Raw genomic sequence first — 13,596 nt, 5'->3', positions numbered from 1 at the left:
ATCAAAAATTAAAGGATACAATTCGCTCTTTGGCAGCCAAATATCCTTATTATGGGGTTCGACGAATTTGGGCTTTACTTCGTAAAAACAGTGACTACAGCCGTATTAATCACAAAAAGGTCCAACGATTAATGCACGAAATGAATATTCAAGGCGCTGGTTATTGCAAGAAACGAGCAAAATATAATTCTTATCCGGGACCGGATGGTCAAACGACTCGTAACCGGTTCCACCGTCGCTTTCAGACTGATCGGCCATTGCAAAAATTATCGAGTGATATAACTGAATTTAAAGTACCTACCACCGGTGAAAAGCTATATCTTGAACCCATTTTAGATTTATATAACAAAGAAATCGTTACCTATGCACTGAGTACGAAACCATCTTTGGCTTTTGCCATCGAACCAGTGAAAGAATTGATTGAGCAATTACCAAAGCGGGGCTATCAAACATACTTGCATACCGACCAAGGTTGGCAATATCGACATCATTCATGGCGAAAAATATTGCGTCAAAATGGAATTAAGCCGAGCATGTCACGGAAGGCAACAGCACTTGATAATGCACCGATGGAAAGCTTTTTCAATAAATTGAAAACAGAATTGGGTGAACTGAGCCAATTTAACGGCATCCCGGAACTTAAAACTGCCATTGAAAACTGGATTCACTATTACAACACAGAACGCATTCAGATCAAACTAAAAGGCCAGTCACCGATTGAATATCGGCAACTGGCCAGCTAGGTCTAAATATTTACTTCAACTTTTGGGGTACAGGTCAGCACTGGGCACTTTGTTGGTTTTTTGTCCTGATTTTAAAAATTTCTTGTCAGTCCCCCAGTTGATAGGAGTACAATAAAAATAATCAAAAGAATTGAGAGGATTTTTACGAATGTCAAAAACAACTTTATTCCAAGTTGGCACGATGCAGCTACTCGCTAACAGCCTCTTAGACGGGACAATGTCCATCCACGACCTCCTGCAACACGGCGATTTTGGAATCGGCACAGGTCAAGGTCTAGATGGCGAACTGATTATCTTAAATGGGAAAGCCTACCATACCTTGGTCTCTGGCGAATCTGAAGTACCGGACGAAAATTTCAGCTCCCCATTTGCTGCCGCTCATCACGGTGATTTCAAAGATTTTAGAACAGCGGAAAATGCTGATTTGGAAGTCGTTTTACAGGACACCATCGACAAGTTACAGGCGCAAAATCAGTTTGCAGCTTTCTTGGTCGAAGGCGAATTTGAGACCATAACCACTCGCTCAGCTGCAGGTAGCCAAAAACCATACCCATCTCTAACTGAAGTCGCCGAAAAGCAACAGGTCTTTCACGGTTCAAAAGTTAAGGGTCGTCTCCTTTCCTATTACGCACCAGCTATTTACCAGGGCGTCACCGTAGCAGGCTTCCATTCCCACTTCCTTTCCGATGACCATGACCTTTCTGGCCACGTTTTGACCGGAAAAGTTTTGTCAGCCACGGTGAAGGTGCAAAAGTTCGATACCATCGAACAAGTCTTGCCTACTGAAAACCCTGATTTTAAGGCTGCTGATTTGACTGACTTGTCGATGGTTCACAAAGCCATTGAAGCGGCTGAATAAGTTCCATAAAATACATTTAAATCAACAAAAAACAGTTGCCGTGGTGGTAGGCCTCAAAATTTGGACAAACAAATTTCGGGGTTCACATCAACAGCAACTGTTTTTTATTTTACTTATGAATAAACATCGCATCCCCAAAGGAGAAGAACCGGTACTTGGCTTCAACCGCATGGTGATAGGCATTCAAAATGTTCTCGCGGCCGGTAAAGGCTGCAACCAACATCACCAAAGTTGACTTTGGCAAATGGAAATTAGTGATAAAGGCATCAACAACTCGCCACTGGTAACCAGGCTTAATAAAAATTTCCGTCCAACCAGAATCGGCCTGAAGTTGCCCATCAAATTTCGAACCAATTGTTTCCAACGTTCGAATAGACGTCGTCCCAGTAGCAACAATTCGACCACTCTGCTTACGGACCTTATTCAATGTGGCCGCTGCTTCTGCACTCAATTGATAAAACTCAGAATGCATCTGGTGGTCTTCAATATTTTCTTCTTCCACTGGTCGGAAGGTTCCCAAACCAACATGCAATGTTAATTCCACCAGTTCAACGCCCTTATCGGCAACCTTTTGCAGCAATTCTGGTGTCCAATGCAGGCCGGCAGTTGGTGCAGCAGCTGAACCATCCACCTTGGAGTAAACCGTTTGATACCGCTCTTGGTCTGCCAACTTTTTCTTAATGTATGGTGGCAAAGGCATTTCACCCAGCTCGTTCAAGCGTTCCATAAAGATGCCGTCATAAGAAAATTCAACATAGCGGCCGCCGTGTTCCAATTCACCAACAATCGTCGCCGTCATCACGGGCTTTTCTGGATCATCACCAAAAAGAATCGTTGATCCAATTGGTGATTTTTTAGCTGGTTTTACCAACGTTTCCCAAACATCCCCATGGTCTTGGCGCAATAATAGAACTTCAGCATGGCCACCAGTCTCTGGACGTATTCCGTGTAACCGGGCTGGCAAAACTCGCGAATTATTCATCACTAAGGCATCACCCGGGTTCAAATAGTCCAAAATGTCATAAAAATGCCGGTCCTCATAGGCCCCAGTTTCGGCATTCAGCACTAAGAGACGAGATGTATCGCGTTCCTTTAATGGCGTTTGCGCAATTAATTCTTGGGGTAAGTCATAGTCAAAATCTGATAATTGATAATGTTTTTCTTCTGTCATAAATCTCTTTTAAATTCTTTTATTCATCAGCCAGCAGGCTGCTAGTGTTTATGCTTTCGAGCAAATATACTCTAGTCCGGACCTTAATTCATCAAAAACGAACAAATCAGTCCTTTGGTTCAGGCGCCGGCCGGCCCAAATGTTGGTAGGCCGCTTCCGTCACCACCCGACCTCTTGGGGTTCGACGGATAAAGCCTAATTGCAGCAGGTAAGGTTCCACCATCGACTCCAACGTGTCGGCTTCTTCCCCGATATTAGCAGCAATGGTCGCAAGACCAACCGGTCCACCATGATAAAAATCAATCATAGCGTTTAGCAGCTTATGATCGGTATCATCCAGGCCCTTTTGATCAACGCGCAACTTATCTAAGGCCGTTTCCACCAAGTCGGTATCAATCGCTTCTTTTCCAGCAACTTGGGCAAAGTCGCGCACCCGCTTCAACAGCCGATTGGCAATTCGCGGTGTTCCTCGTGACCGGGAGGCCACGGCATAGGCGCCGTCCTTTGTAATGGGCGCCTCGAAAATATCGGCCGTCCGGACCACAATCTGTTGTAAGTCTTCTGGCTGATAGTACTCGAGCGAGTTAATGATGCCAAAACGGTCACGCAAAGGCTTGGAAAGCATCCCAGGGCGAGTCGTTGCACCAACTAGGGTAAAGGGTGGTAAAGGAAAATGAACGGCTCTGGCAGTTGGTCCCTGCCCGACCATGATATCGATAAAATAATCTTCCATGGCGGAATACAACATTTCCTCAATCGCCGTTGGCAGGCGGTGAATTTCATCAATAAAAAGCACATCCCCTGGCTCCAGACCATTGAGCAAGGCAACTAAATCGCCACCCTTTTCAATTGCCGGACCAGAGGCTGTCTTCAGATGCACACCTAGTTCATTAGCAATAATCATTGCTAACGTTGTCTTTCCTAACCCTGGCGGTCCGAAAAGCAGAACGTGGTCAAGGGCTTCTTCACGCATTTTGGCGGCTTGGAGATAAACCGCCAGCTCCTCTTTTAATGGCTGTTGACCAACATATTCCCGCAGGTACTTAGGTCGCAGGGAAAGCTCATCTTGCTGGTCTCTCGCATTTTCAGCTGCATCACGCAGCAATTCATCCGTTTCATTTTGGCCTTCAAACCAAGTATTAAATTGTGGGTTTTCATCAGTCATATCATTACTATTATAGCGCATTTGTTCGCCTCCTTCCCTGCTTGCTTGGCAAAAATAAAAGACGACCAATTCCGGTCGTCTTGTCGAATCAAAGGCCTTACTGATTTAGCCAAGCCGGTAGCGCCTTGACTAATTTTTCTAGAGCCCGGCCCCGATGTGAAATCAGGTTCTTCTCAGACACCGTTAATTGAGCAAAGGTCTTCTGCAGTGGTTCGTAATAAAAGATTGGGTCGTAGCCAAACTTGTTGTCACCAATCTCTGTCTCCGTGACTTGCCCGTCAACATGGCCACTAACAACCAAAGGTTCTTTACCAGGACCAACCAGTTCGAGAACGGTCGTGAATTGCGCTTGCCGGTCCTGTCCTGATTTTCCAGCTAACTTAGCCAAAACCTTGGCATTATTGGCATCATCATCGTGGTCACCTGCATAGCGAGCCGAATAAACTCCTGGCTCGCCGTTTAAGGCTGCAATCGTTAACCCGGAATCATCAGCCATGATATAGTCGTCTGGATAGACGGCCGCTAGAGCAGCAGTCTTTTTATGAACGTTTTCTGCAAAGGTTGTGCCATCTTCAATAATTTCAGGAATCTCATCCAAGTCTTTTAAAGACAAAATATCCCAGCCCAAATCGAGCTTGGCCAATGCCTCCTTTATTTCTTGAACTTTATGGGGGTTGCCAGTGGCGATAATTAAGCGCGTCATCGTTGCTCCTTCTTTTACAAAATCAGAGTTACTTTCTTTAACAAGTTGGACCACCTAACTGCTGGTCACTAATCCACTGCAATCAATCTGTTGCCGGTAAATTTAGGTGAGTAAAATGCCAATCGTGTTTTGAACCCAGCCATTGCTCGGCAATGGTTGAAAAAGTTGAGACCGGCCCAGTTGTATAGAGTTGGTACTGCTTGTTTTCTGGGTGAACCTCCATGTCGCTATCAGCCAACAAGTCCTGTTCTTTCAGGATAGTCGCTAATTTTTGCGCTGTGGCAACTCCCGGATCAACTAAGGTTACCTCTGGTAAGGCCTGTTGAATGACGTCTGCCAATAGCGGAAAGTGCGTGCAACCAAGCACCAACGTGTCGATACCTGCCTCTTTAAGAGGTTGCAAATGATCTTTAACAATTTCAGCCACCTCAGCGTCCTGATAGCGGTTTTGCTCAACGAATTGGACAAAATCAGGCTCTGCTTGTGCAAAAATTTGACTACCCGGCGCCGCCGCCTGAATCTCAGCCTGGTACTGACCTGAATCCACGGTTCCCTCAGTTGCTATGACACCAATTTTCTTCGTCTTACTTGCCAAAACGGCCGATTGGACACCGGAATCAATCACACCGATAACCGGAATGGCCAAGTCTTCTTGTAAGCCAGGTAAGGCGCAGGCAGTTGCCGTATTGCAGGCAATCACCAGCGCCTTAATGTCATGGCTTTCAATTAAGTAGTCGGCAATTTGTCTGGTAAAATCAGCGACTTCCTCGGGCTTACGAGGGCCATAAGGCATTCGTGCTGTATCGCCAACATAAGCGATGGCTTCTGCCGGCAATGAATGAACGGCGGCTTTTAAGACGGTCAAACCGCCAATACCAGAGTCCATCATGCCAATTGTTTTTGTATTTTTCTTCATAATAGTCTTATTATCTTCCCTTCAAAACAAATTGCAAGCCTTTGCACCCGTTTAATCTCTCTTTTGCTATAATAACGGAAGAAAGGAATCTTTACTTATGTCAAATGCTCATTCTCAATCAAATAACGGTACCAATCAGACCGTTAGTGCCTTTGCACCACTACTCTTACGTGATGCTCTTTTGGCCAATATCTTAACAGATGATTATGCCAACATTACCTACTGGGCCGGAAAAGAGTTGGCTCGCCAGTTCCCTGTGGAAACGAGCGCTGATTTGCCTGACTTCTTTGAAAAGGCTGCTTTTGGTGATTTAACAATCAAATACCAAAGCGGTGATCAGCAGCAATGGCTTCTTTCTGGTGCCATGGTGGAAGACCGGTTGGCAACAAACCACCAAGCTGATTTTTCATTAGAAACTGGCTTCTTAGCGCAACAGCTGGAGTTGCAAGAAGAAGTTGTGGCGGAAGGAACCTTCCAAGTTTCTGCTCGACAACAGACAGTAACAGTAACGATTTTGACTGATATGTCTCATAAGATAAGCTCTTTAACCTCTTCTGAACAGGTTGCGCTTCGTGATCGCTTCTTAGACCAGGGCGAAGAAATCACCACTGAAGACATTGATAACCCTGAAGCACTCATCGTTAATCGCCAAAGCGTACCGGTTGATGAACCAGCAATTCAAATTAGTGAAGTTGACCAGGCCACATCAGAAGCGCCCGTCGAAGTTAAGCCAGCAGAATCTGCGGCGCCAATTGAGGCGGAACCAACAACATCGGCGGCTTCTTCAAACACCGAACCAACATCTTCCACAGCTTCAACTGAATCTGAACCAGCGGCATCTACCAGCACGACTGACTCTGAACCGGTCATTAACCAAAGTCAGAGCAAAAAAAGAGCCTTTTCCTTCTTCCGACCAAAGAAGAACCAAGCAGAATCAACTGCCCCTGTTTCAACAGACCAAGAACAGCAAGAAGCAATCGTTCCTGCACCTGAAAGCGAAAGCGCGACAGTGGCCGCAGAACCAACAGACAGCCAGGTAGCCGATACTCTTTCAATCGAGCAATCGATTACAAATTCGTTGTTAGCCTTTGGCCAAGAGCGACGCCAAAAGTTTAGTCAAAAAGACGATTCAAGCTTGAACAAATAAAGCACTAATCGAGACAAAGAAAAGAACAGCAGCCCCACAATTTTGCGGGTTGCTGTTCTTTTTTAGTACCAAAAGTCAGACAGCCTTAACCTTCCTTATTTTGGCGACGCGTGTTACGACGATCTTGACGAAGTTCAATTCGACGATCCATTTGACGCTTACGCTTAATCTTATTCTTAATTTGACGCTTATAGCCAGGCTTGATGTTCTTCTTCTTTTTCTTGACCATCCCGACCATTTCAGGATCCAACTTATTAGTTGTTGCGTGGCGCTGTGTCCGGGCCTTACGATCCTTGACCGCCACGATTTCATCCCCACGAATCTGCTTATGAGCAAATTCGATACCGATTTTTTCCAGTTCAGCAATCCGGTCTTCTTCATCAGGTCCGTAAAGAGTTACGGCAGTTCCAGCCATACCATTCCGCCCTGTTCGACCGACACGGTGAACGAAGAATTCTAATTCGTCTGGCACACCATCATTAATAACGTGCGAAACACCTTCAATATCGATACCACGAGCAGCTAAATCAGTAGCAACCACGTATTGGTAATCCAGGTGCAAGACACCCTTCATCGTTCGTCGACGCTCACGTGGCGGAATATCACCATGAATTTCGGCAACCTTGAGCCCTTGACCACGTAAATGTGCAGCCAATTCCTTAGCTCGCTCCTTCGTATTGGCAAAAATCAGCGCCAAATAAGGATTGAAAATCGTCAACAACTTATCGATAACCTCTTCCTTATCCTTGGACTTCGTTGGCACCAACCAGTTATCAATCGTATCGGCAATCGTCGCTTCCGTTGGAATCGTTTGGAAATCAGGATTGTCCAAATACTTCTTTAAGAACGGCTTCAACTTTTCTGGCATCGTTGCTGAAAAGACCAACGTTTGCAGGTCCTTTGGCATCGCACCAGCCAAGAAATCAACTTCGTTCAAGAAGCCCATGTCAAGCGTCATATCCGCTTCATCAACAACCAAAGTCCGCACTTGGTTAACCACCAAGGCACCACTTTGAACCAAATCCTTTAATCGTCCTGGCGTTCCAACAACGATTTGTGCTTGGTGCTTCTCTAACTGACGAATCTGGCGGGCCTTATCAGTTCCACCGACATATTCGGCAATCGAAACCTTCACCAATTCCATCTTTTCTGCAAATTCGCGGGCAGCCTTAGCAATCTGAGCAGCCAATTCCCGTGATGGTGTTGTAATCACCACCTGGGTTTGGTTCAATTCTGGTTGCAAAGCGTTAAAAATTGGTACTAAGAAAGTATGCGTCTTTCCAGACCCTGTCTGTGACTGACCGACAACATCCCCACCACGCAAGATTGTTGGAATCAAGCGCGCCTGGATGGGCGTTGGCTGGTCAAAACCAATCGCCTTTAAAGCTGAAAGCACTTCCGGCTTTAAATTATATTCACCAAATTGTTGGTTTGTGTTTTTCATGTAAAATCCTTTAAATTTAATCGGCTTGGTCTGCCTTTAAAGCGCTATCCACCCGGTCAATTACCTTTTGGATATCCGCTTCGTTGTATGCCCAGGCACCTGAAGCCATGGGGTGACCCCCACCATCAAAGTCTTGGGCAATCGTGTTAATGACAACCGACCGTGACCGCAAGCGGACCCGGTAATCACCATTTTCTTGTTCTTCAAAGATTGCCCAGGCCTTGACCTTGTCAATCCGTGACGGAATAGAAACGACAAAAGAAGTCCCTGCATTGCCCAGATCAAAGCTATTAATCACATCTCGCTTAAGAATCACGTAGCCGAAACCAGATGGCAACAGGTTAATATGTTGCATCACATAACCCGAGAACTTCACTGCATTTTCCGACAAAGTCGTCATCGCGTTATAAATCTTTTGATAATCAAAGCCATAGGTAATCAACTCACCGGCCACATCAAAGGTTTCTTTATCCAATGAATACATAAAGCGACCGGTATCACCGATAATTCCAATATAAAGGTACCGTGCGGCCTTTTCCGTCATCTTCAGGCCCTTGTCAGCCAAGGCTTGATAAAATTGATAAATCAGGACGGAAGTCGCTGAGGCTTCATCCTCCACCCACTGCCAATCACCGTAAGGTTCTACGTTGGGATGGTGGTCAATTTTAACGATTTCCAAGCCATTCCGCCAGCGTTGGTCATCAATGCGGGGATCATTAGCTGTATCGCAAACAATGACCAAGGCCTTCTTGTAGGCCGAATCAGGAATCTCATCAGCCAAGGGCTGACCATCCCCAATCCAAGCTAACCCGGGAATTTCCTTCCCAACGGCATAAATCTTCTTTTCAGGAAAAGATGCCTGCAAAATTGCCTGCAAGCCCAATTGTGATCCGTAAGCATCCGGATCAGGTCGTTGGTGACGGTGAATAATAATGGTATCGTAACGTTTGATTTGTTCTAAAATATCTTCGTGAATTTTGGCCATATGCGCCCTTTCAACTCTTATTACTATTCTTTATTATACCGTAAATTCGAAATTCGTTGTCAGGGCATTTGAAATCAGATTAAACCACTGATTTGACCAATCAATCATAATCAAAGAGCGATAACGATTGAAAAGCTTGTAGACTGACATTAGAAAAGGTTAGCCCCAGCAGGCGAATGGCGAAGTCATCTGGATACAGGTCATCAAAGATTGATTGCGCCTTTCTCGCCAAAAAATCAGAATCAAGCTGAAACGGGTTTGCCTGTGTAATCGACCTGGTCAGCGTATTAAAGTCATCATCACGGACCTTAATATTCAATGTTCGACCAACCAGATGTTTAGACTCCATATTCGCCACGACCTTTGTCGCTAAATCCTTGAAGGTCGCCAGAACAGCCGACCGGTCGTGAAGGGGAAATTCAAAGGTTCCCTCTTTTCCGACTGACTGCCGAATGCGATGGTCTTTCACCTGGCCAAAGTGCGTTGCCCGCGCTTGCCAATACAGTTGGTCACCAAAGGAGCCAAAGTGGATCCGCAGTTCGTCTTGGCTTAAGGCCCGAAGATCAGCACCCGTTTGAATCCCTAATTTTTCAAACTTTTCTTGTGATTTCTTACCAACACCACGAAAATCCTTAATGGGTAAAGCCGCCACGAAGTCCAGTGCCACATCGGCACCAATGACCGTTACTCCGTTTGGCTTGTGGTGTTCGGACCCAAGCTTTGCTAACACCTTATTATAGGAAACCCCCACCGAACAAGTTAGTTTCGTTTCCTGCCAGATTCTATGCCGTAACTCGGCTGCCAATGTTGCCCCCGCCATCGGGCTTTGACTGACGTCCAAGTAAGCCTCATCAAGGGCAACTGGCTCAACCTTCTCGGTGAATTCGGCAAAGACTCCATGAATCTGAGCTGACACTGATCGGTATTTATCAAAATCAGGAGCAACAAAAACAGCGTTGGGACAAAGCGGCTTTGCTTCAATCGATCCCATGGCCGAATGAACGCCGGCCTTTCTGGCAATGTAGTTGGCGGTTGCCACGACCCCATGACCATGGTGTAAATCAGGATCACGACCAATGATTAAAGGTACCTTCTTTAAGGTAGGGTTATCGCGCATTTCGACTTGGGCATAAAAAGCATCCAAATCGACATGTAAAATTTTTCGGTCATCAACCGCTTGCAAAAATTCAGCCATGCCAGGCTTCCCCCCTTCTTTTCAAAACTGATTTTTTTAAAAAGAAAAAGCCCCCACTATGTGGAAGCTTTTTGCCGTAATCACTTGACGTCGAGACGACGTTCCTTGATACGAGCGGCCTTTCCTTGCAATGCACGCAAGTAGTACAACTTTGCGCGACGCACGCGGCCCAAACGAGTTACTTCAATCTTGTCAACCCGTGGTGAGTGCAATGGGAACGTACGTTCCACACCAACACCAGAAGAAATCTTACGAACAGTATAAGTAGCCTGGATACCAGCACCCTTACGCTTGATAACAACTCCTTCAAAGAGCTGAACACGTTCGCGAGTTCCTTCAACAATTCGTGCGTGGACACGAACTGAATCACCAGCGCGGAATTCAGGAATATCTGTCCGCAATTGGGTTGAAGTTAACTTTTCTAAAATGTTATTTTGACGCATTGTCATTCTCCTAATCGCTAATCTTACACTCGTCCTTAGACTAACGCACAGCGGATTACCGTTAATTACGGCTTATAGCCAAAGATTAGTATAACAAAAGATGGGTGGTCCTGTAAAGAGTAATCCCAAAATCACCCTAGTAGGGGTCTTTTCCAACCTTACTTATATCCGATAAATAAAAGCTAGCCTCATTTCTTCCAACGGCCAAAAATACCCGTTAAAATTAAGCCTTAATCTTTTCTTTCATCATAGTTTCAAAGTTTTGCAACTTTGCATCCGCTTCGGCCTGCGAATCAGCTACAACACCAATGTAGAGCTTCAACTTTGGTTCCGTACCAGATGGGCGGAGCGCAATCCATGAACCATCAGCTAACCAGTACTTCAACACATTAGCCTTTGGCTGTGGCAACTTCTTCTCTGCTCCAGCTCGATCAATTTGTCTCTGACTCGCAAAATCTTGGGTTGCCAGAACTAATTGATCACCAACCGTTTCCAACTTTTGGTTGCGGAACTTAGTCATCAAAGCAGCCATTTCTTCATGACCATTGACACCAGGGAAATCAAAGGCAACGGTCTTTTCCTCAAAGTAACCGTGTTGCTCGTACAATTTCTTCAAGCCATCCGCAAAGCTCTGTCCCTTTTCCTTGTAGTAGGCAGCCATTTCGGCAAACAAAACCAAAGCCTGGATAGCATCCTTATCATGAGCAAATGGTTTTACTAAGTAACCAAATGATTCTTCAAAGCCGAAGAGGTACGTATAATCCTTCTTCTCTTCAAAGCGGTCAATCATGGCAGCAATATACTTAAAACCGGTCAACACGTCTAAGGTAGCAACGCCATAGCTCTTAGCAATCTCGCTAGCAAAGCGCGATGAAACAATCGACGTTACAATGGCACCATTTTCAGGCAATGTCTGATTTTTCTTCTTAGCGGCCAACAAGTAATTGACCATCAAACCAGCAATTTGATTACCAGATAAGACTTGATATGAGCCATCGGCCAAGCGAACAGCAGCACCCATCCGGTCGGCATCAGGGTCCGTTGCCACGACCAAATCAGCTTCTTCCTTCTTGGCGTATTCAATAGCCAATGATAAAGCGGCTGGGTCTTCTGGGTTGGGCTTCTTCACCGTTGGGAAGTCGCCATCGAGTTCCGCCTGTTCCTTCACGATTGTGTAGTTGGTAAAGCCTGCTTGCTGCAACGCTTTTTCACCAATATACTGACCAGTTCCATGCAAAGGGGTGTAGACAAACTTCAAGTCTGCTCCCTCTTTTTGAATCAAATCTCGGTCAACAGAAATTGTTTTGACCTCTGCCAAATAAGCATTATCCAAGTCATCATCGACTACTTGAACGTTGGCTTCTGTTTCGTCTTGTACAATGGCAAACTCATTTTCCACCGCTGCCATTCCATCGATAACGGCCTGAACAGCTTCAGGAATCATTTGACCCCCATCAGCTCCATAAACCTTATAACCATTATCCTGCTTAGGATTGTGTGAGGCCGTGATCATGATGCCAGCAAAGGCCTTCAAATGCCGAACGGAAAATGACAATTCAGGTGTTGGACGTAATGATGAGAAGCGGTAAACCTTAATCCCATGTGCTGATAGCACGCGACTTGCTACCCGAGCAAATTCTTTTGAGTGGTGACGAGAGTCAAAGGCAATGACTACCCCTGCCTTTTTAGCAGCGTCCCCGCTTTGATCAATGTAAGCAGCCAGTGCTTCCGTAACTAAGGCAACCATCACAACATTAATGCGGTTAGTTCCAACGCCCATTTGACCACGCATACCAGCGGTTCCAAATGGCAAGTTTTGATAGAAGGCATCCTCTTGTTCAGCTGGACTCAATTGCTTTAATTCAGCTGCCAAATCAGCAGGTAAGTCTGCTTGCTGCCAACGGGCTAAAGTATCTTGATAAGTCATTCTTAAAGCTCCTCTTCCTTTTCTCGACTAGGTTTTGTAATTAATTTAATAATAATTTGCCGAAATCTGAGCGACCGAATCACTGCCAATACAAAAATAGCAGCTAACACAATGACGGTGATTGTCACTTCTCTTGGCAACTGCAAGTGGCCAAAATAATAACCAATTGTCACCATAGTTATTGCCCAGAGGCAGGATGCCAAAACAGACATCCGAAAGTAAGTCGCAAACCGTAACTTCAAACGGTGAGCAGATAGCGGAACGATTGTCCTGACAAAGGGAACAAAGCGCCCCAAAATAATAAAGAGCAACCAACGCTTCGGATTTAAATTCGCCGAAATTTTTTCGGCAAAGTCACCGTTTACGTGGCGAGCGACCCAGGGGATTTTATCAATCTGCTTAATCACCCAAGCACCAAACCAGTAATTAATTGAATCACCCATCATCGAGGCGACCGCAAAAATCACCACCAACAAAGCAAATTCAACCAAAGAGTGATGGCGGCCGGCAAAACCCGCAGCCGTCATTACTAACGCATCAGCCGGAATAAACCCTGTGACAATTCCACCCGTTTCAATCAAAATCAAAAAGAACAGAATTGACAATTCAATTACAGAAAAATTGGCATTCGCAGAACTAATATGCGTCAACCAATCCGACACAGCAGCAAAAGCTAGAACCATACAGTCAGGGTACTCCTTTAGAAAAAAGTCTGTCTGAATATCACTACTAGTCAACGCTTTGGGTACATGAATTTGCCCTGAAGGCTAGCAAGATACTCATGAATCAGCACATAATAATCAGTAAAAGTTAATACTGATATTATCTTGATAAAATTAAGGCTAAATAAAAAACAGCCTATGTCTATCATACGCTATTTCCCCTGCTAAGTCTGCTT

Annotated in this window: 13 protein-coding genes; 3 read left to right on the top strand and 10 right to left on the bottom strand. The window is 45.2% G+C overall.

Annotated elements, in window-relative coordinates; translation table 11 throughout:
- Both FEFB_RS03630 and budA read left to right on the top strand, forming a co-directional pair.
- Positions 1–743: IS3 family transposase (locus FEFB_RS03630; protein ID WP_047974892.1), on the top strand; the 743-nt coding region annotated here is incomplete at its 5' end.
- A gap of 148 nt (positions 744–891) precedes the next feature.
- The gene (gene budA / locus FEFB_RS03625) at positions 892–1,602 is read left to right on the top strand and encodes an acetolactate decarboxylase (RefSeq protein WP_047974891.1); all 711 of its coding nucleotides are present in this window, start codon (positions 892–894) and stop codon (positions 1,600–1,602) included.
- A 109-nt stretch (positions 1,603–1,711) separates the two neighbouring features.
- On the opposite strand, the gene queA is transcribed toward budA, so the two are convergent.
- The 4 genes from queA to murI all read right to left on the bottom strand — a co-directional run bounded on the left by queA (position 1,712) and on the right by murI (position 5,557).
- Positions 1,712–2,773 (bottom strand): tRNA preQ1(34) S-adenosylmethionine ribosyltransferase-isomerase QueA, encoded by a 1,062-nt coding sequence (gene queA / locus FEFB_RS03620; protein WP_047974890.1) that lies wholly within the window; start codon positions 2,771–2,773, stop codon positions 1,712–1,714.
- A gap of 106 nt (positions 2,774–2,879) precedes the next feature.
- On the bottom strand, positions 2,880–3,938 hold the full coding sequence (ruvB, locus tag FEFB_RS03615; RefSeq protein ID WP_047974894.1) for a Holliday junction branch migration DNA helicase RuvB: 1,059 nt from the start codon (positions 3,936–3,938) through the stop codon (positions 2,880–2,882).
- 97 nt (positions 3,939–4,035) lie between these two features.
- The gene (locus tag FEFB_RS03610; protein WP_047974889.1) at positions 4,036–4,641 is read right to left on the bottom strand and encodes an XTP/dITP diphosphatase; all 606 of its coding nucleotides are present in this window, start codon (positions 4,639–4,641) and stop codon (positions 4,036–4,038) included.
- 82 nt (positions 4,642–4,723) lie between these two features.
- Positions 4,724–5,557: a glutamate racemase gene (gene murI, locus FEFB_RS03605; protein ID WP_047974888.1), complete on the bottom strand. Its 834-nt coding sequence runs from the start codon at positions 5,555–5,557 to the stop codon at positions 4,724–4,726.
- 97 nt (positions 5,558–5,654) lie between these two features.
- On the opposite strand from murI, the gene FEFB_RS08250 reads away from it, so the two are divergent.
- Entirely contained in the window at positions 5,655–6,704 is a 1,050-nt protein-coding gene (locus tag FEFB_RS08250; RefSeq protein ID WP_053068939.1) for a YslB family protein, read from the top strand.
- 85 nt (positions 6,705–6,789) lie between these two features.
- Here FEFB_RS08250 and FEFB_RS03595 read toward each other — a convergent pair whose 3' ends face one another.
- From FEFB_RS03595 to FEFB_RS03570, 6 genes are all read right to left on the bottom strand, one after another.
- On the bottom strand, positions 6,790–8,148 hold the full coding sequence (locus tag FEFB_RS03595) for a DEAD/DEAH box helicase (RefSeq protein WP_047974887.1): 1,359 nt from the start codon (positions 8,146–8,148) through the stop codon (positions 6,790–6,792).
- 16 nt (positions 8,149–8,164) lie between these two features.
- The gene (locus FEFB_RS03590) at positions 8,165–9,133 is read right to left on the bottom strand and encodes a bifunctional oligoribonuclease/PAP phosphatase NrnA (RefSeq protein ID WP_047974886.1); all 969 of its coding nucleotides are present in this window, start codon (positions 9,131–9,133) and stop codon (positions 8,165–8,167) included.
- Between the two features lie 100 nt (positions 9,134–9,233).
- Complete coding sequence (gene dinB / locus FEFB_RS03585; protein ID WP_047974885.1) at positions 9,234–10,328, bottom strand: DNA polymerase IV; 1,095 nt, start codon at positions 10,326–10,328, stop codon at positions 9,234–9,236.
- 80 nt (positions 10,329–10,408) lie between these two features.
- Positions 10,409–10,771, bottom strand: coding sequence for a 50S ribosomal protein L19 (gene rplS, locus FEFB_RS03580; RefSeq protein ID WP_047974884.1), 363 nt, complete (start codon positions 10,769–10,771; stop codon positions 10,409–10,411).
- 223 nt (positions 10,772–10,994) lie between these two features.
- The gene (locus FEFB_RS03575; protein WP_047974883.1) at positions 10,995–12,698 is read right to left on the bottom strand and encodes a phospho-sugar mutase; all 1,704 of its coding nucleotides are present in this window, start codon (positions 12,696–12,698) and stop codon (positions 10,995–10,997) included.
- 2 nt (positions 12,699–12,700) lie between these two features.
- Complete coding sequence (locus tag FEFB_RS03570) at positions 12,701–13,381, bottom strand: DedA family protein (protein WP_047974882.1); 681 nt, start codon at positions 13,379–13,381, stop codon at positions 12,701–12,703.
- Positions 13,382–13,596 lie beyond the last annotated feature (215 nt).

Origin of the sequence: Fructobacillus sp. EFB-N1 (assembly GCF_001038455.1) — a bacterium.
Lineage (GTDB): Bacteria > Bacillota > Bacilli > Lactobacillales > Lactobacillaceae > Fructobacillus > Fructobacillus cardui.
The sequence above is the reverse complement of the archived record's forward strand: the minus strand, read 5'-3'. Positions and strand labels throughout refer to the sequence as shown.